Origin of the sequence: Xanthomonas sp. F10, assembly GCF_014206815.1 — a bacterium.
Classification (GTDB): domain Bacteria; phylum Pseudomonadota; class Gammaproteobacteria; order Xanthomonadales; family Xanthomonadaceae; genus Xanthomonas_A; species Xanthomonas_A indica.
The window spans coordinates 338,456-363,523 of record NZ_JACHNP010000001.1 but is presented as its reverse complement, the minus strand read 5'-3'; the positions used below and the strand labels follow the sequence as shown (position 1 = coordinate 363,523).

At 70.4% G+C, this 25,068-nt stretch carries 24 protein-coding genes and 1 riboswitch; of the genes, 12 read left to right on the top strand and 12 right to left on the bottom strand.

The features are described from left to right. Positions 1–81 precede the first annotated feature (81 nt). The 6 genes from FHR56_RS01560 to FHR56_RS01535 all read left to right on the top strand — a co-directional run bounded on the left by FHR56_RS01560 (position 82) and on the right by FHR56_RS01535 (position 7,799). The gene (locus FHR56_RS01560) at positions 82–522 is read left to right on the top strand and encodes a heavy metal-responsive transcriptional regulator (protein WP_160946310.1); all 441 of its coding nucleotides are present in this window, start codon (positions 82–84) and stop codon (positions 520–522) included. Beyond that, positions 519–2,957, top strand: coding sequence for a heavy metal translocating P-type ATPase (locus FHR56_RS01555; RefSeq protein ID WP_160946311.1), 2,439 nt, complete (start codon positions 519–521; stop codon positions 2,955–2,957). The genes FHR56_RS01560 and FHR56_RS01555 overlap by 4 nt, the downstream gene beginning before the upstream one ends. Positions 2,958–2,991: 34 nt before the next feature. Further along, entirely contained in the window at positions 2,992–3,207 is a 216-nt protein-coding gene (locus FHR56_RS01550; RefSeq protein WP_184502392.1) for a heavy-metal-associated domain-containing protein, read from the top strand. Between the two features lie 122 nt (positions 3,208–3,329). Further along, on the top strand, positions 3,330–4,433 hold the full coding sequence (locus tag FHR56_RS01545; RefSeq protein ID WP_048492234.1) for a PLP-dependent cysteine synthase family protein: 1,104 nt from the start codon (positions 3,330–3,332) through the stop codon (positions 4,431–4,433). Between the two features lie 61 nt (positions 4,434–4,494). Beyond that, positions 4,495–6,519: a M3 family metallopeptidase gene (locus FHR56_RS01540; RefSeq protein WP_160946312.1), complete on the top strand. Its 2,025-nt coding sequence runs from the start codon at positions 4,495–4,497 to the stop codon at positions 6,517–6,519. 419 nt (positions 6,520–6,938) lie between these two features. Beyond that, a complete protein-coding gene (locus tag FHR56_RS01535; RefSeq protein WP_260400281.1) occupies positions 6,939–7,799 on the top strand; it encodes a hypothetical protein in 861 nt (286 codons plus the stop codon). Positions 7,800–7,845: 46 nt separating this feature from the next. On the opposite strand, the gene fabB is transcribed toward FHR56_RS01535, so the two are convergent. Together fabB and fabA are read right to left on the bottom strand one after the other, a co-directional pair. After that, on the bottom strand, positions 7,846–9,054 hold the full coding sequence (gene fabB / locus FHR56_RS01530; RefSeq protein ID WP_160948175.1) for a beta-ketoacyl-ACP synthase I: 1,209 nt from the start codon (positions 9,052–9,054) through the stop codon (positions 7,846–7,848). Further along, complete coding sequence (gene fabA, locus FHR56_RS01525; RefSeq protein ID WP_160948174.1) at positions 9,054–9,569, bottom strand: 3-hydroxyacyl-[acyl-carrier-protein] dehydratase FabA; 516 nt, start codon at positions 9,567–9,569, stop codon at positions 9,054–9,056. Before fabA ends, fabB begins: the two co-directional genes overlap by 1 nt. Positions 9,570–9,769: 200 nt before the next feature. Here fabA and dinB point away from each other — a divergent pair, with 200 nt between their 5' ends. Both dinB and gph read left to right on the top strand, forming a co-directional pair. After that, a complete protein-coding gene (gene dinB / locus FHR56_RS01520; protein WP_184502391.1) occupies positions 9,770–10,840 on the top strand; it encodes a DNA polymerase IV in 1,071 nt (356 codons plus the stop codon). Positions 10,841–11,284: 444 nt separating this feature from the next. Further along, positions 11,285–11,938, top strand: coding sequence for a phosphoglycolate phosphatase (gene gph / locus FHR56_RS01515; RefSeq protein WP_160948172.1), 654 nt, complete (start codon positions 11,285–11,287; stop codon positions 11,936–11,938). A gap of 83 nt (positions 11,939–12,021) precedes the next feature. Here gph and FHR56_RS01510 read toward each other — a convergent pair whose 3' ends face one another. From FHR56_RS01510 to FHR56_RS01500, 3 genes are read right to left on the bottom strand one after another with little or no spacing between them, the layout of a single operon-like run. Continuing rightward, complete coding sequence (locus tag FHR56_RS01510; RefSeq protein ID WP_160948171.1) at positions 12,022–12,864, bottom strand: MBL fold metallo-hydrolase; 843 nt, start codon at positions 12,862–12,864, stop codon at positions 12,022–12,024. Between the two features lie 15 nt (positions 12,865–12,879). Then, positions 12,880–13,206, bottom strand: coding sequence for a hypothetical protein (locus tag FHR56_RS01505; protein ID WP_160948170.1), 327 nt, complete (start codon positions 13,204–13,206; stop codon positions 12,880–12,882). Between the two features lie 7 nt (positions 13,207–13,213). After that, entirely contained in the window at positions 13,214–13,759 is a 546-nt protein-coding gene (locus FHR56_RS01500; RefSeq protein WP_160948169.1) for a sugar ABC transporter, read from the bottom strand. Positions 13,760–13,921: 162 nt separating this feature from the next. On the opposite strand from FHR56_RS01500, the gene FHR56_RS01495 reads away from it, so the two are divergent. Further along, positions 13,922–14,821: a LysR substrate-binding domain-containing protein gene (locus FHR56_RS01495; protein ID WP_160948168.1), complete on the top strand. Its 900-nt coding sequence runs from the start codon at positions 13,922–13,924 to the stop codon at positions 14,819–14,821. A 40-nt stretch (positions 14,822–14,861) separates the two neighbouring features. On the opposite strand, the gene FHR56_RS01490 is transcribed toward FHR56_RS01495, so the two are convergent. From FHR56_RS01490 to FHR56_RS01475, 4 genes are all read right to left on the bottom strand, one after another. Beyond that, the gene (locus FHR56_RS01490; protein ID WP_160948167.1) at positions 14,862–15,317 is read right to left on the bottom strand and encodes a GNAT family N-acetyltransferase; all 456 of its coding nucleotides are present in this window, start codon (positions 15,315–15,317) and stop codon (positions 14,862–14,864) included. A gap of 180 nt (positions 15,318–15,497) precedes the next feature. Further along, a complete protein-coding gene (btuB, locus tag FHR56_RS01485) occupies positions 15,498–17,369 on the bottom strand; it encodes a TonB-dependent vitamin B12 receptor (RefSeq protein ID WP_160948166.1) in 1,872 nt (623 codons plus the stop codon). A gap of 113 nt (positions 17,370–17,482) precedes the next feature. Next, positions 17,483–17,700, bottom strand: a riboswitch (cobalamin riboswitch). Positions 17,701–17,725: 25 nt separating this feature from the next. Further along, a complete protein-coding gene (locus FHR56_RS01480) occupies positions 17,726–18,154 on the bottom strand; it encodes a TfoX/Sxy family protein (RefSeq protein ID WP_160948165.1) in 429 nt (142 codons plus the stop codon). Continuing rightward, entirely contained in the window at positions 18,151–18,633 is a 483-nt protein-coding gene (locus tag FHR56_RS01475; protein ID WP_160948164.1) for a GAF domain-containing protein, read from the bottom strand. Before FHR56_RS01475 ends, FHR56_RS01480 begins: the two co-directional genes overlap by 4 nt. A 120-nt stretch (positions 18,634–18,753) precedes the next feature. Between FHR56_RS01475 and bioD the strand changes: the two genes are divergently transcribed. After that, positions 18,754–19,443, top strand: a complete 690-nt coding sequence (gene bioD, locus FHR56_RS01470) for a dethiobiotin synthase (protein ID WP_160948163.1) — start codon at positions 18,754–18,756, stop codon at positions 19,441–19,443. 268 nt (positions 19,444–19,711) lie between these two features. On the opposite strand, the gene FHR56_RS01465 is transcribed toward bioD, so the two are convergent. From FHR56_RS01465 to FHR56_RS01455, 3 genes are all read right to left on the bottom strand, one after another. Continuing rightward, entirely contained in the window at positions 19,712–20,089 is a 378-nt protein-coding gene (locus tag FHR56_RS01465; RefSeq protein WP_160948162.1) for a phasin family protein, read from the bottom strand. A 281-nt stretch (positions 20,090–20,370) separates the two neighbouring features. Next, entirely contained in the window at positions 20,371–20,730 is a 360-nt protein-coding gene (gene queD / locus FHR56_RS01460; protein WP_160948161.1) for a 6-carboxytetrahydropterin synthase QueD, read from the bottom strand. Between the two features lie 175 nt (positions 20,731–20,905). After that, a complete protein-coding gene (locus tag FHR56_RS01455; protein WP_160948160.1) occupies positions 20,906–22,279 on the bottom strand; it encodes a DEAD/DEAH box helicase in 1,374 nt (457 codons plus the stop codon). A gap of 345 nt (positions 22,280–22,624) precedes the next feature. Here FHR56_RS01455 and FHR56_RS01450 point away from each other — a divergent pair, with 345 nt between their 5' ends. Both FHR56_RS01450 and maiA read left to right on the top strand, forming a co-directional pair. Next, on the top strand, positions 22,625–23,614 hold the full coding sequence (locus tag FHR56_RS01450) for a fumarylacetoacetate hydrolase family protein (RefSeq protein ID WP_160948159.1): 990 nt from the start codon (positions 22,625–22,627) through the stop codon (positions 23,612–23,614). Between the two features lie 89 nt (positions 23,615–23,703). Next, the gene (maiA, locus tag FHR56_RS01445; protein ID WP_160948158.1) at positions 23,704–24,360 is read left to right on the top strand and encodes a maleylacetoacetate isomerase; all 657 of its coding nucleotides are present in this window, start codon (positions 23,704–23,706) and stop codon (positions 24,358–24,360) included. Positions 24,361–25,068: the final 708 nt, after the last annotated feature.

Genomic DNA, 25,068 nt, shown 5'->3' with positions numbered 1-25,068 from the left:
CCGAAGCCGGCGTGGGCGGCAAGCGACTGCGGCGTGGCGAGGCTTGACTCTGGACCCGACTCCAGGGAGTAGGGTGTGCGCATGCGATCCGACCCCGCCACCGCCCGCTTCACCATCGGCGCGCTCGCCCGCCAGGCCGACGTCGCCATCGATACCGTGCGCTACTACGAGCGCCAGGGGCTGTTGCCGCCTGCGCCGCGCCGCGCCTCCGGCTACCGCGAGTACGACGCCGCGGCGGTGCAGCGGGTGCGCTTCATCCGCCGCGCCAAGGAACTGGGCTTCTCGCTGGAGGAGATCGGTGAGCTGCTGGCCTTGCAGGACGACCAGGTGCACGGCGTGGAGGGCATCAAGCAGCGTGCCAGTGCGCGCCTGCAGGCGCTGGACCGGCGCATCGCCGAACTCACGGAGATGCGCGACACCCTGGCCGCCCTGGTCGAGGACTGCCCCGGCCGCGGCGTGCCGGACGCCTGCCCGATCCTGGGCGACATCCGCGGCGATGCCGCCGGCGATCCGCCGCGATGAGCACGGACCGTACCACCGCCTCGCTGACCCTGCCGGTGCAGGGCATGACCTGCGCCGCCTGCGCGGCTGGCGTGGAGAAGGCGCTGCAGCGCCTGCCCGGGGTGGCGGCGCAGGCCAGCTATGCCGGCGCGCGCGTGCAGGTGGACTACGACCCGCAGCAGGTGGACCTGCCGACGCTGCGGCAGCGCATTGAGCAGGCTGGCTACGCCGTACCGACCCAGACCCTGACCCTGGAACTCAGCGGCCTGCACTGCGCCTCCTGCGTGGCGTCGATCGATGCCGTGTTGGCGAAGACCCCGGGCGTCCTCAGCGGCCACGCCAACCTGGCCTCGGCCAAGGCGCGGGTGGAGATCGTGCCGGGCACGGTCGCGCCGGCGGAGCTGATCGCGAGGATCGCCCGCGCCGGGTTCGGTGCGCGTGTCGCCGAGGCCATGGACGCGGCGCAACTGGCCGAGCGCGAGCGCCGCGAGCGTCGTGCCTGGCGGCGCGAACTGGGCATGTTCGCTGCGGCGGTGCTGCTGACCTTGCCGTTCTGGGGGCAGATGCTCGGCATGCTGGACGGCGACGCCCTGCGCGGTGCGCATGCCGAGCCGCTGCCGCGCTGGCTGCAACTGCTGTTGGCCACGCCGGTGCAGTGCTGGATCGGCGCGCGCTTCTATCGCGCCGGCTATCGCGCGCTGCGCAACGGCAGCGCCAACATGGACGTGCTGGTCGCGCTGGGCACCGGCATGGCCTATCTGTACAGCACCGTGGTCACCGTCGCCGGCCTGCACGGCCAGCACGTGTACTTCGAGGCCAGCACCAGCGTCATCACCCTGGTGCTGCTCGGGCGCCTGCTGGAGGCCCGCGCCAAGCGCCGCACCACCGCCGCGGTGCGCGCGCTGCTCGACCTGGCGCCGACCACCGCGCGGGTCGAGCGCGACGGCGCCATCGTGGAGGTGGATGCGGCGGAACTGGCGGTCGGCGATGTGTTCGTGGTTGCCGCTGGCGAGCGCGTGCCGGTGGATGGCGAGGTGCTCGACGGCCACTCCAGCGTGGACGAGGCGATGCTCTCCGGCGAGGCGCTGCCGGTGGCCAAGGCGCCGGGCAGCCGCCTGCATGCGGCCACGGTCAACCAGCTCGGCCTGTTGCGCGCGCGCGCCACCGGCGTCGGCGCCGACACCTTGCTGGCGCAGATCGTGCGCATGGTCGATGCCGCGCAAGGTTCGCGCGCGCCGATCCAGCGCCTAGTCGACCGTATCGCCGCGGTGTTCGTGCCGGCGGTGCTGGCCATCGCCGCGGTGACCCTCGGCGCGACCTGGGCGCTGGGCGGGAGCTTCGCCGACGCCCTCGTGCACGCGGTGGCGGTGCTGGTGATCGCCTGCCCGTGCGCGCTGGGCCTGGCCACGCCGACCGCGATCATGGTCGGCACCGGCGTCGGCGCGCGCGCCGGCATCCTGATCCGCGACGCCGAGGTGCTGGAACGCGCCCGCGCGCTGACCGCGCTGGTGGTCGACAAGACCGGCACCCTGACCCTGGGCCAGCCGCAGGTGACCGCGGTGCTGGTCGCCGACGAGGCCGAGTCCGCGCCGCTGTTGCGCCTGGCCGCCGCGCTGGAGACCGGATCGGCGCATCCGCTGGCACGTGCGATCGTGCAGCGCGCCGCCGACCTGGGGGTGCGCACGGCCGCGCCGGCGCCGCGCGCCGATGCGGTGCAGACCCTGCCGGGGCAAGGCGTGCGCGGCCGCGTGGACGGGCGCGAGGTCGCGCTGGGCGCGCTGGCGTGGCTCGACGGCCTGATCGCCGCGCCGGCCGACCCGACGCTGCGCCGCCAGGCCGAGGCGGCGCAGGCGCAGGGCCACAGCGTGGTCGGCGTGGCGGTGGACGGCGCCGTGGCCGGCTATATCGCCATCGCCGATCCGCTGCGCGAGGGCGCTGCCGAGGCGGTGGCGCGGCTGCAGGCGCGCGGCATCGCGGTGACCATGCTCAGCGGCGACAACCGCCACGCGGCGCAGGCGGTGGCCGCGCGGCTCGGCATCGCCCAGGTGCAGGCCGAGGTGCTGCCGCAGGACAAGGCCGCGCATGTGCGCGAGTTGCAGGCCGTGCCGGGCGCGCACGTGGGCATGGTCGGCGACGGCATCAACGACGCCCCGGCGCTGGCCGCGGCCGATGTCAGCTTCGCCATCGGCAGCGGCTCGGACATTGCGATCGAAGCGGCCGACGTGGTGCTGATGCACGGCGACCTGGCCGGCGTCGCCGCCGCCATCGACCTGTCCGCGGCGACCGTGCGCAAGATCCGCCAGAACCTGTTCTTCGCCTTCGTCTTCAACGGCCTGGGCATCCCGCTGGCCGCGTTCGGCCTGCTCAACCCGGTGATCGCCGGCGCGGCGATGGCGCTGAGTTCGGTCTCGGTGCTGGGCAACGCGCTGCTGCTGAATCGCTGGCGGGCGCGGTGAGCGCGTATTCGCCTTCTTCCTCCTGGAGCCTGACATGCAACATCTCGATCTTCTCGTCCACGGCATGAGTTGCGGCGGCTGCAGCGCACGGCTGCAGCGGGTGCTGGACGCCTGCCCGGGCGTGGCCGCCAGCACGGTGGTGCTGGAGGGCGGGCGCGTGGGCATCGACTACGACCCCGCACGCATCGACGTGGCCGCGCTGGAGCAGGCGATCGCCGACGCCGGCTTCAGCGTGGCCGCCGCCGGCTGAGCGCCGCCGCTGGGCCGTGGGCCGCGCCGGGTGAACGCCGGCGTGGCGGCCTGCGCGGCGCATGGTCCTGGCGCCCGGCCGGGCGTGTATCGTGAGCGCGGTTTCTCCGCTCCCGCACCGCCATGACCCATCGCGCTTGGGTGGCCGCCGCCATCCAGAAGATCGAAGCCGACTTCAACCGCTCGGCCGACACCCACCTGATCCCGCTGGACCTGCCCGGGTTCCCCGGCATCGACCTGTACTTCAAGGACGAATCCAGCCATCCCACCGGCAGCCTCAAGCACCGCCTGGCGCGCTCGCTGTTCCTGTACGCGCTGGCCAACGGCTGGTTGCGCGAGGGGCGGCCGGTGATCGAGGCCTCCAGCGGTTCCACCGCGGTGTCCGAGGCGTACTTCGCGCGCCTGCTGGGGCTGCCGTTCATCGCGGTGATGCCGGCGACGACCTCGCCGGAAAAAATCGCCGCGATCGAGTTCCAGGGCGGGCGCTGCCACCTGGTCGGGCGCGCCTGCGACCTGCATGCCGATTCGGTGCAACTGGCGCGCGAGACCGGCGGCCATTTCATGGACCAGTTCCTCTACGCCGAACGCGCCACCGACTGGCGCGCCAACAACAACATCGCCGAGTCGATCTTCCGGCAGATGCAGGAGGAGCCGCATCCGATCCCGGCGTGGATCGTATGCAGCCCCGGCACCGGCGGCACCGCGGCCACGCTTGGCCGCTATGTGCGCTACCGGCGCCATCCCACCCGCATCCTGTGCGCGGACCCGGAGGTGTCGCTATTCTTCGACGGCTACCGCGAGGCGCTGGCCGGGCGCGACTACGCCGGCCTGGAAAGCACCGGCGGCTCGCGTATCGAAGGCATCGGCCGGCCGCGGGTGGAGCCGAGCTTCATCCCCAGCTGCGTGGATGCGATGGTCAAGGTGCCCGACGCGCTGAGCCTGGCGGCGATGCGCTACGTCAGCGCGCGCCTGGGCCGGCGCGTGGGCGGCTCCACCGGCACCAACTTCGTCGGCGTGCTGCAGGCGGCCACGCGCATGCGCGAGCAGGGCCGCAGCGGTGCCATCGTCACCATCCTGTGCGACAGCGGCGAGCGCTACGTGCACAGCTACTACCGGCCGCAGTGGTACGCCGAGCACGGCATCGACGTCGAACAGGCCGACGCACAGCTGGCCGCGGCGGTGGCCGGCGCCGGCTTGCCGCCGTTGCCTTGTGCCGCGCTGGACTGACCGCCATCTGTCTTCCATGGCCGGCCGCGCCGGTCCTTTCCCCGCTACCGAGAGTTCCGCGATGACCAATCCCCTGCTCGATTTTTCCGGCCTGCCGCGCTTCGATGCGATCCAGCCCGAGCACATCGGCCCGGCGATCGACACGTTGCTGGCGCAGGCCGAGGCCGCCGTGGCCGCCGCCGAGACGGTGGCGCCGGTGCACTGGGACAGCTTCGTGGCGCCGCTGGACGATGCCACCGAGCGCCTGTGGCGCGCCTGGGGCCAGGTGAGCCACCTGCAGGCGGTGGTCAACACGCCGGCGCTGCGCGAGGCCTACAACGCCAACCTGCCCAAGGTGACGCGCTTCTCCAGCGCGCTGGGGCAGAACCTGGCGCTGTTCGCGCAGTACCGCACGCTGGCGCAATCGCCGGAGGCGGTTACGCTCGGCCCGGCGCAGCGCAAGGTGCTGGACAACGCGTTGCGCGATTTCCGCCTGGGCGGCGCCGAACTGGGCGAGGCCGACAAGCAGCGCTTCGCCGCGATTCAGGAAGAACTCTCGGCGCTGTCGGCCAAGTTCTCGCAGAACGTGCTCGACGCCACCGACGCGTGGTCGCTGCTGATCGACGACCCGGCGCGCCTGGCCGGCCTGCCCGAGGACAGCATCGCCGCCGCGCGCGCGGCGGCCGAACGCGACGGCCAGGAAGGCTGGAAGCTGACCCTGCAGATGCCGTGCTACCTGCCGGTGCAGATGTATGCCGAGGACCGCGCGCTGCGCGAGACGCTGTACCGCGCCAATGCGATCCGCGCCTCGGAGTTCGGCGATGCGGCGCTGGACAACAGCGCGGCGATCGGCCGCATCCTCGCCCTGCGCGGCGAACTGGCCGCGCTGCTCGGCTTCGCCAGCTATGCCGAGTATTCGCTGGCGACCAAGATGGCGCAGGATCCCGCCCAGGTGCTGGAGTTCCTGCACGACCTGGCCGCACGCGCCAAGCCCTACGCGCAGCGCGACCGCGCCGAGCTGGAAGCGTTCGCGCGCGAGCACCTGGGCCTGGATACGCTGGAAGCCTGGGATCTGGCCTACGCCGGCGAAAAACTGAAGCAGGCACGCTACAGCTTCTCCGAGCAGGAGGTGAAGCGCTACTTCACCGAGCCCAAGGTGCTGGACGGCCTGTTCGGCCTGATCCACGACCTGTACGGCTTGCGCGTGGAGGCCGACAGCGCGCCGGTGTGGCATCCGGACGTGCGCTTCTTCCGCCTCAGCGACGCGCAGGGGCGCCTGGTCGGGCAGTTCTATCTGGATCTGTACGCACGCGAAGGCAAGCGCGGTGGCGCCTGGATGGACGACTGCCGCAACCGCCGCGAGCGCGCCGACGGCGTGCAGACCCCGCTGGTGTACCTGGTGTGCAACTTCGGTCGCGGCAGCGACGGCAAGCCGGCCACCTTCACCCACAACGAGGTCACCACCCTGTTCCACGAGATGGGCCATGGCCTGCACCAGTTGCTGACCCAGGTCGGCGAACTGGGCGTGGCCGGCATCAACGGCGTGGAATGGGACGCGGTGGAACTGCCCAGCCAGTTCATGGAGAACTTCTGCTGGGAATGGCCGCGCCTGCAGGCGATGACCGCGCACGTGGACAGCGGCGAGCCGCTGCCGCGCCCACTGTTCGACAAGATGCTGGCGGCGAAGAACTACCAGAGCGGCATGTTCACCGTGCGCCAGCTCGAGTTCGCGCTGTTCGACATGCAACTGCACCACAGCTTCGATGCGCAGACCGACAGCGTGCTGCAGTTGCTCGAGCGGGTGCGCGACGCAGTCGCGGTGAACCGGCCGCCGGCGTGGAACCGCTTCCCGCACCAGTTCAGCCACATCTTCGCCGGCGGCTACGCGGCCGGCTACTACAGCTACAAGTGGGCCGAGGTGCTCAGCGCCGACGCCTACGCCGCGTTCGAGGAAGCGCCGGACCAGTTGGCGGACACCGGCGCGCGCTTCCTGCACGAGATCCTCTCGCGCGGCGGCAGCCGCCCGGCGCTGGAGAACTTCACCGCCTTCCGCGGCCGCGCGCCGGAGCTGGAGGCGTTGCTGCGGCACAGCGGCATGGCCGGATAAGCCGGGATTCGGGATTCGGGATTCGGGATGACCAGCCTGAGGCTGTTGGAAGCCGGGATTCGGGATTTTCCTGCGCAGGCGTAGTGGTTGCGATTGCACTGTGGGAGGGGCTTCAGCCCCGACGGGCTTTCCCGGGAAAGCCCGTCGGGGCTGAAGCCCCTCCCACAAAAAGCGGCGACTTTTCATCGGAAGGCGGCCACGTTCGTCAGATCGCTTGATGGCGATGTTGTTCCGTGCAGGACGACCCCGTTCCCGTTCTCGATCCCCAATCCCGGCTCTCAACAGCCGCAGGCTGGTCATCCCCAATCTCCAATCTCCAATCCCAGCTCCTCTGTGCTAGAACACAGCACAGCGGCACGGCGATCGTCGCTGCCGCGAACGCGGCATAGGACACTGCCGCACCGCACAAGGAGGACCGCATGAAGCGATCAGGGTGGTGGACGCCGTTGCTGTTGAGCATGGTCGCGCCGGCCTTGGCGCAGGACGGCAGCGGCACGGTGCGCATCGGCGCCAGCCTGCGCGCCGGCCCGGCGCCGGAGTATCCGCGCGTGGCCACGCCGATCACCGACGACGCACTGCGGGTGCATGGCTGCACCCGCGACTGGACCTGGTGCGATGTCAGTTGGCGCGAGAAACGCGGCTGGCTGCCGGCCGGCGCGATCGATTTCAGCGCACAGGAACAGGGCACTGCACCCGGCGTGCCCACGGTCGGCTTTGCGCTGGATCGCTATTGGGACACGCACTATCGCGGTCAGCCGTGGGCGCGCGAACGCGCGCGCTATCGGCCGCTGGAAAGCGCAACGGCCGCGGCCGGCCCGGCGCAGATTCCGGCCCCGTTGCAGCGGCAGTTGGGGCCGCAATGGCGGGCGCCGCCGCCAGCGGCGTCTGCCTCCGAGGCCGTGAGCAGCGCGCCGCAATGGACGCCGCCGGGCGAACGGATGTATCAGATCCCGCCGCCGGATGCGCTCAATCCCCGCTACAACAAAGACTTGTCGAAGGAACTGCAACGGCAGGAAGACGACCGGCGCCAGCGCGAATCGATGGGATTGCCGCCGGTGCCGCCCCCTGCGTCCGCGCCGTCGGCATCGCCGGCGTGGCCACCGTCGCCGGCGACCATCCAGTGGGTCGAGCGGCATTCGCCGAAGCCGACCTCGCCTCCGCCGCCACCACCACCACCGCCTCCACCGCCACCGCCACCGCCTTCAGCGCCACCGACCAAGCCGGAAGCGCACAAGGACGACGACGCCGGGCGTCGCGACGTCCGGCAACTGGAGCGCTGACGCGCGGCACGCTGCCGCTGCCGGCACCGTGCAGGCGTGGCCCGACTCAGGCCTTGGCGAATACCAGCGCGGCGTTGGTGCCGCCGAAGCCGAAGCTGTTGGACATCACCGTGCGCAAGTCCGCATCGCGGCTTTCGCGCACGATGGGGAAGCCCTCGGCGCGCGGATCCAGCGTGTCGATGTTGGCCGAGCCGGCGATGAAGCCGTCGCGCAGCATCAGCAGGCAGTAGATCGCCTCGTGCACGCTAGCCGCGCCCAGCGAGTGTCCGGACAGCGCCTTGGTCGAGGACAGCGGCGGCACCGCGTCGCCGAACACCGCGCGTACCGCGTCCAACTCGGTGACGTCGCCGAGCGGGGTCGAGGTGCCGTGGGTGTTGAGATAGTCGATCGGCGCGTCCACGCCCTGCAGCGCCATGCGCATGCAGCGCACCGCACCTTCGCCGGACGGGGCGACCATGTCGGCGCCGTCGGAAGTCACGCCGTAGCCGACCAGTTCGGCATGGATGCGCGCACCGCGCGCCACCGCGTGCTCGTAGTCCTCCAGCACCAGCATGCCGCCGCCGCCGGCGATGACGAAGCCGTCGCGCGCGGCGTCGTAGGGCCGCGAGGCCACCGCCGGCGTATCGTTGAAGCCGGTGGACAGCGCGCCCATGGCGTCGAACATCAGGCTCATGGTCCAGTCCAGTTCCTCGCCGCCGCCGGCGAACATCACGTCCTGCTGGCCGTGGCGGATCAGGTCCGCCGCCGCGCCGATGCAGTGCGCCGAGGTCGCGCACGCGGCCGACAGCGAGTAGCTGACGCCCTTGATCTTGAATGCGGTGGCCAGGCTGGCCGACACCGCCGAACACATCGTGCGCGGCACCATGTACGGGCCGACCTTGCGCACGCCGCGGTTGCGCAGCAGGTCCGCCGCTTCCACCTGCCAGTGGCTGGAGCCGCCGCCGGAACCGGCGATCAGGCCGATCCGCGGATCGCTGATCGCCGCTTCGTCCAGGCCGGCGTCGGCCAAGGCATCGCGCAGCGCCAGGTAGGCGTAGGCCGAGGCGTCGCCCATGAAGCGCTTGAGCTTGCGGTCGATGGCCGCGTCCAGGTCCAGTTGCACATCGCCGCCGACCTGGCTGCGCAGGCCGAACTCCGCCGCCTGCGCGTTGTAACGGATGCCGGGCCGGCCCTCGCGCAAGGCGCGCGCCACGCTGTCCAGATCGTTGCCCAGGCACGAAGTGATGCCCATCCCGGTAATTGCCACGCGCCGCATCAGAATGCCTCCGTCGAAGTGAACAGGCCCACGCGCATGTCCTTGGCGGTATAGATCTCGCGTCCGTCCACCGACATGCGGCCGTCGGCCACCGCCATCACCAGCTTGCGGTTGATCACCCGGCTGATGTCGATCTCGTACACCACCTGCTTGGCGGTGGGCAGCACCTGGCCGGTGAACTTCACCTCGCCCACGCCCAGCGCACGGCCACGGCCGGGTGCGCCCAGCCAGGTCAGGAAGAAGCCGGTCAGCTGCCACATCGCATCCAGGCCCAGGCAGCCGGGCATCACCGGATCGCCGATGAAATGGCAGCCGAAGAACCACAGGTCCGGGCGGATATCCAGTTCGGCGCGGATCACGCCCTTGCCGTGCGCGCCGCCGGTCTCGTCGATGGCGACGATGCGGTCGAACATCAGCATCGGGTCGTCGGGCAGGCGCCCGGCATTGGCGCCGAACAACTCGCCGCGTGCGCTGGCGAGCAACTGCTCGCGCGAATAGGAGGACAGACGACTCATGAGCGGAACATTCCCAGGCGAGACAGTCGAGGCGCGCAAGAGTGCATGAGCGTCGCGCGTTCAATCAAACGTTTTATCCGTACGCACGCGTAGTGTCGGCCGCGGCGACGGCGCGCGCACTGCGCCGGATCAAGGCGCGCGTTCTCAATCCGTGCGCAGTGCCGGGCTTATCATGCGCACACCGTTCGCAGGCGTAGGGTATGGGGTCGATGCGCAAGATCATTCACGTCGACATGGATGCGTTCTACGCGTCCGTGGAGCAGCGTGACGATCCGGCGCTGCGCGGCAAGCCGGTGGTGGTGGCCTGGCGCGGCATGCGCTCGGTGGTGTGCGCCGCCTCCTACGAGGCGCGCGTGTTCGGCGTGCGCTCGGCGATGCCGGCGTTGCGCGCCGAGCGGCTGTGCCCGGACGCGATCTTCGTGCCGCCGGATTTCGCCCGTTACAAGGCGGTGTCGCGGCAGGTGCGCGAGATCTTCCAGCGCCACACCGACATGATCGAGCCGCTGTCGCTGGACGAAGCCTACCTGGACGTCACCGCGCCCAAGGGCGAACTGCGCACCGCCACCGAGATCGCCCAGACCATCCGCGCGCAGATCCGCGAAGAAACCGCGCTGACCGCCTCGGCCGGCATCGCGCCGAACAAGTTCCTGGCCAAGATCGCCTCGGACTGGCGCAAGCCCGACGGCCAGTTCGTGATCCGCCCGCATCGCGTGGACGCGTTCCTGACCCCATTGCCGGTGAACAAGGTGCCCGGCGTGGGCAAGGTCATGGAGGGCAAGCTGGCGGAGCTGGGCATCGTCACCGTCGGCGATCTGCGCGCGCGCAGCGAGGCGGAACTGGAAGCGCGCTTCGGCAGCTTCGGCCTGCGCCTGTACCAGCGCGCGCGCGGCATCGACGAGCGCCCGGTGGAATCGGACCAGCCGGTGCAGTCGATCTCCTCAGAGGACACCTTCGCCGAAGACCTGGCGCTGGAGGCGCTGGAGCCGGCGATCCGGCAACTGGCCGAGAAGACCTGGAACGCCACCCGCCGCACCGAGCGCATCGCGCGCACCGTGGTGTTGAAGCTGAAGACCGCGCAGTTCCGCATCCTCACCCGCAGCTTCACCCCGGAGCAGCCGCCCGAATCGCTGCAGGCCTTGATCGACATCGCCCTGGCGCTGCGCGCGCGCGTGGACCTGCCGGCATCCACCCGCTACCGCTTGGTCGGCGTGGGCCTGTCGGGCTTCCACGAGCGCGAGCCCGGGCAGGCGCAGGGACGGCTGTTCGGTTAAGGCGGTGGCGCGCGGAGGCTGTAGCGTGTTCTGCCTGGTACGTGGATTGAAGCGGGTTGTTGTAGTCGTTGAGGATGCTGCGCTGGCAGCCGCACCTTCAACGTTGCGTAGATTGAGACAGGAACGGCAGCACCATAGGCAGCGCCTGTCGCAGTCGTGCGCTTGCGGGTGTGTGGATCGAAGCCCGATTCGGTACAGCGACGACTGGCACCAGCGCTAGTCGCACAGTTACCGGCGTGGATTGAAAGCAAAGGGATGCGCGAGCGAAGCGGGAACGTGGCCTTCGCCCGCTCCGCGTCGGGACTGAAGTCCCTCCCACAGGGGCATGCTGCAACGATTGGAACACTGACTTCATCGTCTGGTCATGCTGATCGGTCTTGGCGCGACCGCATGCTGGCCGTGCGCCACCTACAATGCACACTTCTTCCCCTGTGCTGGCACGATATGACGTTTCCGTATGCATTGGTGGTGTTCGACCTGGACGGCACGCTGGTCGACAGCGGCGCCGACATCGCCGAGGCGCTGAACCGCACGCTGGCCGACTTCGGCCTGCCGCGCGTGCCGGAGGCGACCGTGCTCGGCTGGATCGGCGAGGGCGTGCGCAAACTGGTCGAGATCGCCTGGCGGCACGCCGGCGACGCCACGCCGCTCGACACGGTGATGCCGACCTTCATGCGCCACTACGCCGAATGCCTGTTGCGCAGCCCGCGGCTGTATCCGGGGGCGGCCGAGGCGCTGGCGCAGCTGCGCGCGGAAGGCGTGACCCTGGCGCTGTGCACCAACAAGCCGGCGGCGATGGTGCCGCCACTGCTGCAGCATCTGGGCGTGGCCGCGCTGTTTTCCGCGGTGCTGGGCGGCGACAGCCTGCCCGAGCGCAAGCCCAGCCCGGCGCCGTTGCTGCACCTGGCGCAGCAGTTCGGGCAGCCGCCGGCGCACTGCCTGATGGTCGGCGATTCGCCCACCGACCTGCAGGCTGGCCACGCCGCCGGCATGCCGGTGGCGCTGGTGCGCTACGGCTATCCGCGCGACCTGGATCTGGACACCGCCGACGTGGTGCTGCTGATGGACGATCTGCGCGAGCTGCTGACGCTGCGTTGACGCCGGCGGTGGAACGCGGCTGGCACGGCATGGCCCGCTGCCTGCGTGCCGACGGACATCGGCCGCAGGTCGCCATCGACCGGTCACGACCGAACGCTGGCGATTGCGTAGCCGGTGCCGCGGCGTTCGATGTGGGCGAAGCCGGCCTCGCGCAGATGCATGCCGGCGATCGGCAGCCGCTCCGCGCTGACCAGATCCAGCAGCGCCGCGCGGGTCGCGGTGGCGAGCTGCGGATCGTGGTCGAAGACCACCGCCACGTCCGGGCGCGGGATCTGGATGTCGGGGAAATGCACGATGTCGCCCCACACCAGCAGGCCGCGGCCGCCGGAATCGAGCCGATAGCCGGTGTGCCCGGCGGTGTGTCCCGGTAGCGGCAACGCGTGCACGCCGGGCAGGATTTCGCCGTCGTCGAACCTGCGCAACCTGTCGCGATAGGCCGCGAACACCTGCCGCGCGAGCAGGAAGTTGCCGCGGGCACGTGCGGGCGCGCGGCTCAGGTTGGCGTCGTCCTGCCAGAACCCGACTTCGCGACGCTGCACGAGCACCTCCGCATTCGGAAACGCGGCGTCTCCGGACGCCTCGATCAGCCCGCCGACATGGTCGGGATGGGCGTGGGTCAGCAGTACCGCATCGATCTGCGCCGGCTGTAGCCCGGCCGACGCCAGGCTGCCGCGCAACCGGCCGGCGCCGTCGCGGAAGCCGCCGGCGCCGGCATCGATCAGCACGGTGCGGCCGCCGATGCGCACCACGTAGCAGTTGATGTGCACCGCACTGGGCTGCAGCACCCGCGCCGCCTGCTGCATCTGCAGCGCATCGGCCGCGGCGATGGGCGACAGGATCTCCAGGCCGGTGGCGAGATAGCCATCGCTGAGGGCGGTGACGCTGATATCGCCGATCTGCAGGTGCGGAAACGTGGGGATGGACATGCGGATCCCGGGGGCTCAGTTGCGTGCGTGCAGTTCGGCGGGCGCGTGGCCGATGCAGCGGATGCGTGCGGTGGCGCCGGTCGCACCGCGGATGGCGTCATCGATTGCGGCCATGAACCGCTGCATGACCGCCGGCGTGCGCGCGTCGGCGCGTCGGTAGCGGAGTTCCGCGAACACCGGGTGGCCACGACCGTGCCGGACCGGCACATAGATGATGTGCACGTTCTGCACCGCGGCCAACAGCACCTCCGTGCACAGTGCGGTGCAGTGGTCGGTCAGCGCGGCCAGCACCGGATCGGCCGGCATGGCCTGCGCGGGGATGAAAAGCGTGAGGTTCGGCATCGTGCGCCTACTGCGGCAGCGTGCGGGCGATGCCGCGGGCCGCGACCAGTTGCGCGGTCATTGGCGCATAGGCCTGGAGATCCTGCGCCAGCTCGCCGATGGCCGGCAGCCGGGCGCGGCCGCACCTGGCGAGCCAGCGCTGCGCCGGCACCTTGTCCAGTTCCACCGCATGCAGGCCATGCGGCGCGAGACCGAGCCGCAACAGCGATGCGGGGCCGTCGGCGCTGACCAGCAGCACCTCGTCGCGCGCCACGGCAGGCGCGCGCTCCAAGCCGTCATAGAGATTGCGGTGCCAGTCGGCGATGTGGCGTTGCCAGCGGGCGAAGTTGCCGCCGCCCTTCTGCCGGTATTCCGCGCCGCTGAGGACGTGCAGGCCGTCGATGGCGTGCAGCGCGAGATAGGTCGGACCGCCGTCGCGAAGGGCCTTGAAGCGCTGCGAACTGCGAAAGCCCTCGACCGAGATCAGCGCCGGCAGTTTTTCCCGGCTGTAGAAGTCGTTCCATTCCGCTTCGCTGGCGGGATCGGCGAAGCTGCATTCCACGGTGTAGAGCATCGGATCGTCCTGGGCCGGAACGGTGCGTGCCGGCGTGTCATGGTTGAGGATGACTCATCCTAGTCCGGTGTTTTCCGCGTTGATATCGATATTCGGTCACCCTTCCGTGACTGCATGTCATGCTCGGGCTGGTAAAGTGCGCCGCCTGCTACCGGAGCCGACATGCGCCGCAAGATCCCCAGCCATTCCGCGCTCATGGCGTTCGAGGCGGCGGCCCGGCATGGCAGTTTCGCGCGCGCGGCCGAGGAACTGGTCCTGACCGAAGGCGCCATCAGCCGCCAGATCGGCCGTCTGGAAAGTTTCCTCGGCGTGGTCCTGTTCGAGCGCGTCGGCAATCGCGTGCGGCTGCTGCCGAACGGCCGTCGCTATGCGGCGCAGGTCCGCGAGACCCTGGACCGGCTGGAGCGCGACAGCCGCGATCTGATGGGGCGGCCGCGCGACGGCGCGAGTCTCGATATCGCCGCGCTGCCGACTTTCGCCATGCGCTGGCTGATTCCACGGCTGGGCCGGTTCCAGGCGCGGCATCCGCAGATCACCGTGCATCTGGCCGAACGGATGGAGCCGTTCGTGCTCGTTGGCAGCGGCTTCGATGCCGCGCTGCATTTCGAGCACCCGGCTTGGGCGGGGATGCGCGTGCAGCGCCTGCTGCACGAAGTGCTGGTGCCGGTGTGCCATCCGCGGCTGTTGCACGGGAAGGACGCGACCAGCGCGCTGGATGCGCTGCCGCGGCTGCAGCGCCGGCAGAATCCGGATGCCTGGCAACGCTATGCGCAGGAGTCCGGGATCGCCCTGAGCCACCCCGCGCGCGGCGCACGCTACGACCTGCATGCCATGGCGATCGAAGCCGCACTGGCCGGCCTGGGGGTCGCGCTGGTGCCGCGCTTGTATGTGGAAGCCGAACTGGCCGACGGCCGCTTGCTGTGTCCGTGGCCCGCGGCCACCTCGATCGCCAAGACCTTCTGCCTGGTGCTACCGGAGCCGGTGCAACTGAGCGATGCGCCGATCCAGCGATTCGTCGACTGGCTGCTGGAGGAGGCGCGCGCCACCGCCGCTGCGCACTGACCGCGACGAGCGCGGCGTCGCCGATGGCGGCGCGAACCGCTCAGTGCGGCAGCCGATACTCCAGCACTTCATCGCCCAGGGCGTCGATCGCGCCGGTCGGGCGCCAGCCGAGGTGGCGATAGAACCCATGCGAGCGCAGCGCCGGCTCGGCCGCGCAGCCCAGAAACAGGCGTGCGAAGCCCCAGCGGCGGAAATCCTCGATCATCCGCGCCAACAGCGCCTTGCCGATGCCGTGGTTCTCCCATTCGGGCAATAGGGCCAGCACCATGATCTCGCCGCTGTGGCGGTCGCCGAAGCAGTAGCCGACCATGCGCCCGGCGACCTCGGCCACGTGCCCCGGCACGCTGCCATCGGCGATCCACGCCTGCCAACTGCCCGCATCGATCCCGAGCGCGGCCAATTGCTCGGCGGAGAATGCGTTCTCGCGGGTGCGTGCGCGCAGGTCGATGCAGGCGGCCGCATCGGCGGGAACGGCAGGGCGATAGACGACATGCATGCTGGCAATCCGTTGCATCGGCCGGCACTGCCGGTGGGTGCGCAGCATGCCATGGGCACGCTGCGCACGCCTGCAAGCAGCCGCGTCACCGCCCCTGCAGGAGCGGCTTCAGCTACGAACGGAGCGTTCCTGGTGATCCCCGTTCGCGGCTGCGGTCGCTCCTGCAGCGCGCTGCGTGGGTCAGCGCGCCGCCGGCGCGTAGCGCAAGGTCAGCGCGTATTCGCGGCCCGGCTGGTTGTACCAGTTCACCGTCTGGTAGTCGCGATCGAACACGTTGCTGGCCTTGGCCTGCAGCGTCCAGTCCGGGGTGAACGCGTATTCCGCGCGCAGGTCGACGGTGCCGTAGCCGGCCAGGCGCACGCGGTTGGCCGCGTCGTCGAAGCGGTGACCGCTGCCGAAGACGGTGACGCCGAGCTTGACCGGGCCGATGCCGCGGTCCACGTCCAGGCGCGCGGTGTTCTGCGCGCGGCGCGCCAGCCAGTTGTCGCGGTTGTCGCCGTCGCTGCGGTTGCGCGGATCGGTGTGGCTCAGCTGCGCCGACAGTTCCCAGCCGGCCAGCAACGCATAGCCGGTCAGTTCGGCGCCGCGGATGCGCGCTTCGTCCACGTTGACCGGCAGGAAGCTGACCGCGTCGTAGGAGATCAGGTCCTTGACCCGGGTCTCGTAGGCGTTGAAGGTCCAGTTCCAGCTGTCGGCATACTGCGCAATGCCCAGGTTGCCGCTCTTGGAACGCTCCGGCTTCAAGTCCGGATTGCCGGCGAACGGGTAGTACAGGTCGTTGAAGGTCGGCGCCTTGAAGCCGGTGCCGACACTGGCGGTGAGCTTGAGGCCGTGCGCTAGCGCCAGGCCCCAGCCGAGGCTGCCGGTGGTGTGCTCGCCGAACTGTTCGTTGTCGTCGCTGCGCACGCTGGCCTGCACCTGCTGCGCGCCGAAGCGGCCCTGGTACTCGGCGAAGACGCCGGTGTTGTCGCGGCTGTCGACGTCGAAGGCGGTGGTGCTGGTGACGTGCTCGCGCTGCCAGTCGCTGCCGACGCTGAGCAGGTGGCCTTCGGCCAGGCTGATGTCGCCCTGCAGCGCGGCGGTGTCGCGGCGGCTGTCGAATGTGCTGATGAAGCTGCGGGTGCGTGCGCCCGGCGCACGGTAGTAGCTGTCGGCATCGTCGACGTTGCGGCCGAGCTGCGCGGCCAGGTGCAGGCGATCGGAGGGCGTCCAGTCGAGCTTGCCGCTGAACACCTGCTGGGTGTTGTCGGCCTCGTTGCCGGCGAACAGCGCGTCGCCGTCGTACTCGTTGCGGCTGTCGATGTTCAGCGCCTGGCCTTCGACGCGCAGCGTGTCGGTCAGCGCGTAGCCGCCGCGCGCGCTCAGCGAGACGTTGCGGTAGCCGTCGCGGTCGGGCTGGTCGACGAAGCAGCCGGCGAACAGCGCGGCCGAGCCGTTGCAGGCATTGATGCCGTCGGTCTTCTGGTAGCCGCCCTGCACGGCCAGCCAGCCGCGCTCGCCGCGGTTGCTGAAGCCGGCGCCGGCCTCGCGCAGGCCGTGGCTGCCGCCGCCCAGGCTCAGGTTCTGCTGGAAGCCCTGGCCGCCGCGGCGGGTGAAGATCTGGATGACGCCGCCGATCGCGTCGGAGCCGTACAGGCTCGAACGCGGGCCGCGCACGATCTCGATGCGCTCGATCTGGCTCAGCGGCAGGTCCTGGAACGCGGCCAGGCCGGCGCTGGCCGAGCCGATGCGCACGCCGTCCACCAGCACTAGCACGTGGTCCGATTCGCTGCCGCGCAGGTTCAGCGTGGTCAGCTTGCCGAGGCCGCCCTGGTTGGAGATGCCGATGCCGGCGCGGCCCTGCAGCAGCTGCGCCAGCGAATCGGCCTGGCTGCGCTCGATCTCGGCGCGGTCGATGACCTGCGCCGGGACCACGCTGTCCTCCACCGAGATCTGGGTGCGGGTGGCGGTGACCAGGACCTGGTCGAGGTCGGTGGCGGCATCGGCGGCGTGGGCCAGCGCGGGCAGGGACAGGGCGGACGCGATCGCGACCGAAAGCAGGCGGGACGACATGGGTGGCAACTCCGGCGCGCGGCTGCGCGCTGTGACGGCAAGGAAGTCGCGAACGGAAGGTGCAAGCGGACGGCGCCGGACGCGGCGCGGCACGCCGCGACGCCCTCCGCATCGCAACCAGTGAACTGCAAGGCCGGTCTCCGGGCTGGCGATCGGGGAGGCGGACCTCCCGGCTGCGACGCCTTCCCATGCCCAGGCACAGTGGCGCAGGTCGTCAGCGCGGATCGCTTACCGTTGCGGGGGCAGCGCCGGCCTTGTCGCAAGACGCACCGGCTTCCCGTTTCAACCCGCTGGCCGGAGCCGGCGGGTCACCTTGAAGCGGCGCGATTGTACGCGATCGCCGCTGCCTGCGCGGCTCAGTCGGCGTGGGGGCCGTGGCCGTCGCCGCCGCCGCCGTGGTCGCTCACCGGCGCGTCGTGCGGGTCCTGTGCGTAGGCGCCGTCGGCGTCATCGTCGCCGCGCGCGTCGTCGCGGTCGAAATGGGTGGTCGCCACCGGCCCGGCGACCGGCAGGCCGCGCTGCGCCGGCAGCGCCGCCGTCGCCGTTTCCAGCTCGCCCAGCAACTGCGCGCGCCGCGCCTCGGACAGTTCCTGCCAGTGGCAGCCGCTGAGCGCGCCTTCCAGCGAATACAGCAGGTTGAGGCTGGGCTTGAAGCCGGCACGCTTGACCTTGACGAAGGCCCCGACCGCGCCGGCCGCCTCCAGGTCCTGCTGCGTGCGCACGCCGACCTGGCGCAGCCAGGCCGCGCTCTTGGGGCCGATGTTGCGCAGCTTGGTGGTGCTCATCGCAGGCTGTCGACGAAGACCTGGGCGATCGCTTCCAGCCCGCGCTGGTCGTCGGCGTCGAAGCGGGCCAGGTCGGGGCTGTCCAGGTCGAACACGCCGACCAGCGCGCTGTCGCGCAGCAGCGGCACCACCAGTTCCGAACGCGAGGCGGCATCGCAGGCGATATGCCCGGGGAACGCCTCCACGTCGTCGATGCGCTGGGTCTGGCCGCTGCTGGCGGCCGCGCCGCATACGCCCTTGTGCAGCGGAATGCGCACGCAGGCCGGCAGGCCCTGGAACGGCCCGACCACCAGTTCCTTGCCGTCGTAGAGATAGAAACCGACCCAGTTCAGCCGCGGCAGCGCGTGGTACACCAGCGCCGCCAAGTTGGCGGCATTGGCGATACGGTCGGGCTCCCCGGCGACCAGGGCACGGGCCTGGTCGAGCAACTGGGCGTACTGTTCCGGCTTGCTGCCGGTGAGCGAGGACGAGGCGAACATCGCCCGAGTCTAGCAGCGCGCTGGGTCCGCCGGCACCGCCGCGGCTGACGCGCGCGGCGCGCCCGGCTATCCTGCGCGCCGCCGCGCGTCCCGCCGGCCAACCGACAGGGTTTCGTTCGCATGGCTGTTCCCGCCTTCTACGTCACCGGCACCGATACCGGCATCGGCAAGACCATCGCCAGCACCGCGCTGCTGCATGCCCTGCGTGCGCGCGGCCAGCGCGCGGTGGGCATGAAGCCGGTGGCCAGCGGCTGCACGCGCGAGGCCGAGGGCTGGCGCAACGAGGACGCACTGGCGTTGCAGGAGGCCAGTGCGCCGCGCCCGCGTTATGACGATCTCAATCCCTACGCGCTGCCGCTGCCGCTGGCGCCGGAACTGGCCGCCGCCGACGCCGGCGTGCAACTGGAACTGGCGCCGATCGCGGCCGCGTTCGAACGCCTGCGCGCGCAGGCCGACGTGGTGGTGGTGGAAGGCGTGGGCGGCTGGGCGGCGCCGCTGTCGGCGAGCCTGGACCAGGCCGATCTGGCGCGCGCGCTGCGGCTGCCGGTGGTGCTGGTGGTCGGCCTGCGCCTGGGCTGCCTCAACCACGCCCGGCTCAGCGCCGCGGCGATCGCCGCCGACGGCCTGCAGTGCATCGGCTGGATCGGCAACGAGATCGACCCGGCGATGGAGCGCATCGACGACAACATGGCGATGCTGCGCACGCGGCTGCCGATGCCGTGCTGGGGGCGGCTGCCGTACCGGCCGCAACCGCAGGCCGAGCAGTTGGCGGCGCAGTTGCAGCCATGGATGGGCATGTCGCCGGGCTAATCAACTGCCGGGCGGGTTGTGTGGGAGGGACTTCAGTCCCGACGCCTCACCGATGAAGCACCGGTGCAGCAGCTTTTCCCACAAAGAAAGACACGGACGCCGGGACGCACGCGATCGACCAATCCCGAATCCCCACTCCCAAATCCCACACACAAAAAAGGCCCGGTAGAGGGAGGGATCTACCGGGCCTGGGGGTTGCACGGGGGGAGGGACCCGTGCAGACCGAGGGTGCGTCGGGCGGCGAACCGCAGCGACGTCGAATCGGGTCTTACTTGGCGGCGGGCTTGGCCTTGGGCGCGGCCTGCTCGGTCGCCGCCTCGAACTGGTGCTTGGCGAGCTGGCCGATGGCCTCGGAGGTCTTCAGGCCCAGGCCGAACACTTCCTGGTTGGCCGTGGCCAGCCGCTCGAAGTTGTCGCGGGCGATCTGCAGGCCCTTCGGCCACAGCGCCTGCACGGTGCCCAGGTCGCGCGCCTCGGTCAGTTCGCCGAGAAAGCCGGTGGTGGCCGACACGTTCTTTTCGAAGGTCTTCAACTGCACGCCGAACACGCTCTCGGCGCTCTCCAGCGCCAGGCGGTTGGCACGCGCCGCGGTGGCAGCGAACTGCTGGGTGTAGCTGCTGAACTGGTCGTTGAATTGAGCGGACATCATGCAACTCCATTGGAATGCCGACTGCTGTTGCAGTGCAACATACGCCCATTCTGCTGCGATGCAACAAAATTTTCTGAAGCCGCTCAGGATTCGTTCAAACTACTTTTCTGATCAATGGCTTGGCGCAATTCCGCCAGTCCTTGTCGGACGCCTCCGCGAGCGTGGAAAGCGCCAGATGCGCGCGACGATGCAACGCGAGGCGCGGCATCGAAAACCCTCAACCGGCGCGATGCCGCCCTTGCGATTCTCGAATCCTCATTCCCCGATCCCGGCCTTGCTCAACCCGGCCCGCGATAGCGGCAGCCGGACGTGCAGGTCTCGTGCACCACCACCTCGCTCAGCAGCGGCAGCGCCGGCTTGAGCCGTTCCCAGATCCATACCGCCAGGCGTTCGCTGGTGGGGTTGTCCAGCCCCTCGATGTCGTTGAGGTAATGGTGGTCGAGCTGGTCGTAGAGTGGGCGGAACGCCGCCTTGATGTCGCCGAAATCCATGACCCAGCCGCTCTCGGCGCCGGGTTCGCCGCTGACGTGCAGTTCGATGCGGAACGAGTGTCCGTGCAGGCGCGCGCACTTGTGGCCGGGCGGCACGTTGGGCAGGCGGTGCGCGGCTTCGAGGGTGAAGACTTTGAAGATATCCATGGGAGCCATTCTACGGTCGGGGTGGGGCGGCATGGCGTGGTGCTGGGCGCGCGCAACGACGACGGTGGCGTCATGCTGCAGGCGGGCGATCTGCGTGCTGCCGGGTGGGGCGGGACAAAAAAGGCCGCCCCGAAGGGCGGCCTGGGTGTGTGCGGAGGGCGCGGCCGCGGCGGGCTCAGCGCGGCGCGGCCGGGCGGTTGCCGCCGCCATTGCCGTGACGGCGACCCTGGCCCTGGCGGCGGGCGCCGTCGGCGTGGTGGCCGCCGGGCTTCTTGCTGCCGGCGTGGGCATGCGCGTGCGCCGGCGCATCGCCGTGGCCGCGGCGGGCGTGACTGCCGCGGCGCGGCGGACGCTGGCCGCCCGGACGCTCGTCCGGCGGATTGTTGTTGCCCCAGCGGATCGGCGTGGCCGGCTCGAAGCCCGGCACGTCGCGGATGTCCATGTCGCGCTTGAGCAGGCGTGCGATCGCGCGCAGCAGCTTGGCCTCGTCCTGCGCCACCAGCGACACCGCCTCGCCCTGCGCGCCGTTGCGGCCGGTGCGGCCGATGCGGTGCACGTAGTCCTCGGCGACCATCGGCAGGTCGTAGTTGATGACCTTGGGCAACTGGTCGATGTCGATGCCGCGCGCCGCGATGTCAGTCGCCACCAGCACGGTGATGCGGCCGGCCTTGAAGTCGCCGAGCGCGCGCAGGCGCTGGCCCTGGCTCTTGTTGCCGTGGATCGCTGCGGCCTTGATCCCTGACTTGTCCAGGAAGGTGGTCAGCTTGTCGGCGCCATGCTTGGTGCGGGCGAACACCAGGGTCTGCTTGCGCGAGTCGGCGGCCAGCAGGTGCAGCAGCAACTCGCGCTTGCGCGCGCCGTCCACCGGATGCACGCGGTGGGCGATGGTGTCGGCCACGGTGTTGCTCGGGGTCGCCTGGATTTCCTGCGGGTCGTGCATGAACTCGCGGGCCAGCTGCTTGATGCCTTCCTCGAAGGTGGCCGAGAACAGCAGGGTCTGGCGGTTCTGCCGCGGCAGCTTGGCGAGGATGCGCTTGATCGACGGCAGGAAGCCCATGTCGAGCATGCGGTCGGCCTCGTCCAGCACCAGGATCTCGATGCCGGACAGGTCCACGCTGCGGCGCTCGAGGTGGTCGAGCAGGCGGCCCGGGCAGGCGATCAGCAGGTCCACGCCGCGGCGCAGCGCGTCGAGCTGGTTGCCCATGCCCACGCCGCCGTAGATGGTGGCGCTGGGGATGCGCAGGTACTTGCTGTAGCCGCGCAGGCTGTCATGGACCTGGGTGGCCAGTTCGCGGGTCGGGGTCAGCACCAGCGCACGGGGCTTGCGCGGGCCGGCGCCCACGGTCTGCGGCGAGGTGCCCAGGTGCTGCAGCAGCGGCAGGCCGAACGCGGCGGTCTTGCCGGTACCGGTCTGCGCACCGGCCATCAGGTCGTGGCCCTGCAGGGCCACCGGGATGGCCTGCGCCTGGATCGGGGTGGGGGTTTCGTAGCCCTGCTCGGCCAGCGCGCGCAGCAGGAAGGGCGCAAGGCCCAGGGATTCGAACGACATGAGAATGCTCCGGATAACGCGCCGACGCCGGGACGGACCCGGCGCGCAGGCGCAAGTAGGTGAGGCTCGGAGCGTTCCCGTGAACCGCGCTGCGAGAGGGTGGATCAACCCGCAACGCGAGGCTGGGGTTCGTCGGCACCACGAAAGGCGTCGGGCGGGGCGGGCGAGTCGGATCGTTGCGATCCTGGCCTCGCCGGCGGTCCCTGAGGGAAACGGACGGCCGCATGCAGACCCGCGCAGTGTACCTGAATTGGCGCGCTGCACAAAATGCGGGTCCGTTTCAGTTGAAACCAAGCCGCTGTCTGGCCGTACAATCGCCGGCTCAGCCCCCAGCACTGGACGGACATGAAGCTAGGTTCCCTGAAGGAAGGCGGTCGCGACGGCACCCTGATCGTCGTGTCCCGCGATCTGACCCGCGCGGTGCGCGCCACCGGCATCGCGCCGACCCTGCAGCGCGCGCTGGAGGACTGGAGCAACCTCGCCCCGCGCCTGAACGCCCTGTCCGAGTCGCTCAACGACGGCAGTGCCGACGGCCAGTTCGACCTGGACATGGCGGCGCTGGCCGCGCCGCTGCCGCGCGCCTACGAATTCCTCGACGGCAGCGCCTACCTGCCGCACGTGGAGCGCGTGCGCCGCGCGCGCGGCGCCGAGGTGCCGGAGAGCTTCTACACCGACCCGCTGATGTACCAGGCGGTCAGCGCCGGTTTCTACGGCCCGCGCGATGCGGTCAAGGTGGTCAGCGAGGACTACGGCATCGACCTGGAGGCCGAGATCGTGGTGGTCACCGACGACGTGCCGATGGCGGTGACGCCGGCGCAGGCCGCCGCGCACATCCAGTTGATCGGCCTGGTCAACGACGTATCGCTGCGCAACCTGATTCCGCCGGAACTGGCCAAGGGCTTCGGCTTCGTGCAGTCCAAGCCGCGCTCGGCGTTGTCGCCGGTGTTCGTCACCCCCGACGAGCTGGGCGAGGCCTGGCGCGACAACAAGGTGCACCTGCCGCTGCTGACCCACATCAACGGCGCCTGGTTCGGCGCGCCGGAAGCCGGCGAGGACATGCAGTTCGATTTCGCGCAGCTGGTCGCGCACGCGGCCAAGACCCGGCCGCTGGCCGCCGGCGCGGTGGTCGGCTCGGGCACCATCGCCAACCAGGACACCGCGCGCGGCGCCTCCTGCTTCGCCGAACAGCGCACCGTGGAGACCCTGCGCGACGGCAAGCCGAGCACGCCGTACATGTCCTTCGGCGACGTGGTGCGGATCGAGATGCTGGACCGTGACGGAGTGAGCATCTTCGGCGCGATCGAGCAGCGCATCGAGCAGGCGCCGCTGCCCTGACCCGGCCGGCGGCGGTGCCGGGGCGACCGGCGGCGCCGCGGCCCAGGTGTCCACCGGTATCGTTGTCGATTGCGCAGACGGAGGCGGGCATGGACGAGGCACTGCAGCTTTACACCTACTGGCGCTCCAGTGCCGCGTACCGGGTGCGCATCGGGCTGGAGCTCAAGCGCCTGGCCTATCAGTCGCTGCCGGTGCATCTGGTGCGCGATGGCGGGCAGCAGCATTTGCCGGAATATGCACGCTTGAACCCGCAGGAGCTGGTGCCGACCCTGTGCCACGACGGTCAGCCGATCCGCCAGTCGCTGGCGATCCTGGAGTACCTGGACGAGCGCTGGCCGGAACCGCCGCTGCTGCCGGACGCGCCGATCGATCGCGCCCGCGTGCGTGGCCTGGCGCAACTGATCGCCTGCGACATCCATCCGCTCAACAACCTGCGCGTGGCGCAGTTCTTCGAGAGCGCCTGGAACGTACCGCAGCCCGAGCGCGAGGAGTGGATGCGGCACTGGATGCAGGTCGGCTTCGATGCGCTGGAGCAACTGCTAGCCGAATCGCCGGACACCGGCAGTTTCTGCCATGGCGAGCAGCCCGGGCTGGCCGACTGCTGCCTGGTGCCGCAGCTGTACAACGCGCGCCGCTTCGGCGTGGACCTGCAGGTCTACCCGACCCTGGAGCGGATCGAGCGCGCCTGCCTGGCGCTGCCAGCCTTCGACGCGGCGCGCCCGGAAAACCAGCCCGACGCCCAGTAAGCCGGGAATATCGTCGTAGGAGCGGCTTCAGCCGCGACCGGCGTGCCGGTGATGCCCTATCGGCGACGCTGCCGCCATCCCTGCCGCATCGGTGAGCATGAGGATGTGGGAAGGACCGCAGTGCCGGACGCTTCGGCCTCCACGCGTCGCGACTGACGTCGCTCCCACAGGCGCTTGCGACGAACTCCCTGGGTGCACTGTGGGAGGGCTTCAGTCCCGACTGCAGTTTGTCGGACGCTCCGTCCTTCGCGCCTCGCGACTGAAGTCGCTCCCACAGGGGCTTGCGGCGAACGCGCCGAGTGCACTGTGGGAGGAGCCTCAGTCCCGACGCGCAGTTGCGTGGAAGTGGCGTTTGCCCCGGGAAGTGGCGACCCGCAGCGATCGCCGATGCACCCGCTGTCCGCCGTTGCCGCCGTCGCTGCGGGACCAGCGCGACCAGGCGTCTGCGAACGCCCGGTCGCGGCTGAAGCCGCTCCTACGAAGTCGCTTCCATAAGCGCCTTAGGTGAACTCCCTGGGTGCACTGTGGGAGGGCTTCAATGCCGACGCGCAGTTGCGTGGAAGCGGTGTTTGCCCCGGGAAGGACGACCCGCGGCGACCGCTGGTGGACCCGGTCCGCCGTTGCCGCCGTCGCTGCGGGACCAGCGCGACCAGGCGTCTGCGAACGCCCGGTCGCGGCTGAAGCCGCTCCTACGAAGTCGCTTCCATA

Bases quoted from the DNA above. Each gene is read 5' to 3' on its own strand.
- FHR56_RS01560 (WP_160946310.1), top strand. From the start codon at position 82: ATGCGATCCGACCCCGCCACCGCCCGCTTCACCATCGGCGCGCTCGCC.
- FHR56_RS01555 (WP_160946311.1), top strand. From the start codon at position 519: ATGAGCACGGACCGTACCACCGCCTCGCTGACCCTGCCGGTGCAGGGC.
- FHR56_RS01550 (WP_184502392.1), top strand. From the start codon at position 2,992: ATGCAACATCTCGATCTTCTCGTCCACGGCATGAGTTGCGGCGGCTGC.
- FHR56_RS01545 (WP_048492234.1), top strand. From the start codon at position 3,330: ATGACCCATCGCGCTTGGGTGGCCGCCGCCATCCAGAAGATCGAAGCC.
- FHR56_RS01540 (WP_160946312.1), top strand. From the start codon at position 4,495: ATGACCAATCCCCTGCTCGATTTTTCCGGCCTGCCGCGCTTCGATGCG.
- FHR56_RS01535 (WP_260400281.1), top strand. From the start codon at position 6,939: ATGAAGCGATCAGGGTGGTGGACGCCGTTGCTGTTGAGCATGGTCGCG.
- fabB (WP_160948175.1), bottom strand. From the start codon at position 9,054: ATGCGGCGCGTGGCAATTACCGGGATGGGCATCACTTCGTGCCTGGGC.
- fabA (WP_160948174.1), bottom strand. From the start codon at position 9,569: ATGAGTCGTCTGTCCTCCTATTCGCGCGAGCAGTTGCTCGCCAGCGCA.
- dinB (WP_184502391.1), top strand. From the start codon at position 9,770: ATGGGGTCGATGCGCAAGATCATTCACGTCGACATGGATGCGTTCTAC.
- gph (WP_160948172.1), top strand. From the start codon at position 11,285: ATGACGTTTCCGTATGCATTGGTGGTGTTCGACCTGGACGGCACGCTG.
- FHR56_RS01510 (WP_160948171.1), bottom strand. From the start codon at position 12,864: ATGTCCATCCCCACGTTTCCGCACCTGCAGATCGGCGATATCAGCGTC.
- FHR56_RS01505 (WP_160948170.1), bottom strand. From the start codon at position 13,206: ATGCCGAACCTCACGCTTTTCATCCCCGCGCAGGCCATGCCGGCCGAT.
- FHR56_RS01500 (WP_160948169.1), bottom strand. From the start codon at position 13,759: ATGCTCTACACCGTGGAATGCAGCTTCGCCGATCCCGCCAGCGAAGCG.
- FHR56_RS01495 (WP_160948168.1), top strand. From the start codon at position 13,922: ATGCGCCGCAAGATCCCCAGCCATTCCGCGCTCATGGCGTTCGAGGCG.
- FHR56_RS01490 (WP_160948167.1), bottom strand. From the start codon at position 15,317: ATGCATGTCGTCTATCGCCCTGCCGTTCCCGCCGATGCGGCCGCCTGC.
- btuB (WP_160948166.1), bottom strand. From the start codon at position 17,369: ATGTCGTCCCGCCTGCTTTCGGTCGCGATCGCGTCCGCCCTGTCCCTG.
- FHR56_RS01480 (WP_160948165.1), bottom strand. From the start codon at position 18,154: ATGAGCACCACCAAGCTGCGCAACATCGGCCCCAAGAGCGCGGCCTGG.
- FHR56_RS01475 (WP_160948164.1), bottom strand. From the start codon at position 18,633: ATGTTCGCCTCGTCCTCGCTCACCGGCAGCAAGCCGGAACAGTACGCC.
- bioD (WP_160948163.1), top strand. From the start codon at position 18,754: ATGGCTGTTCCCGCCTTCTACGTCACCGGCACCGATACCGGCATCGGC.
- FHR56_RS01465 (WP_160948162.1), bottom strand. From the start codon at position 20,089: ATGTCCGCTCAATTCAACGACCAGTTCAGCAGCTACACCCAGCAGTTC.
- queD (WP_160948161.1), bottom strand. From the start codon at position 20,730: ATGGATATCTTCAAAGTCTTCACCCTCGAAGCCGCGCACCGCCTGCCC.
- FHR56_RS01455 (WP_160948160.1), bottom strand. From the start codon at position 22,279: ATGTCGTTCGAATCCCTGGGCCTTGCGCCCTTCCTGCTGCGCGCGCTG.
- FHR56_RS01450 (WP_160948159.1), top strand. From the start codon at position 22,625: ATGAAGCTAGGTTCCCTGAAGGAAGGCGGTCGCGACGGCACCCTGATC.
- maiA (WP_160948158.1), top strand. From the start codon at position 23,704: ATGGACGAGGCACTGCAGCTTTACACCTACTGGCGCTCCAGTGCCGCG.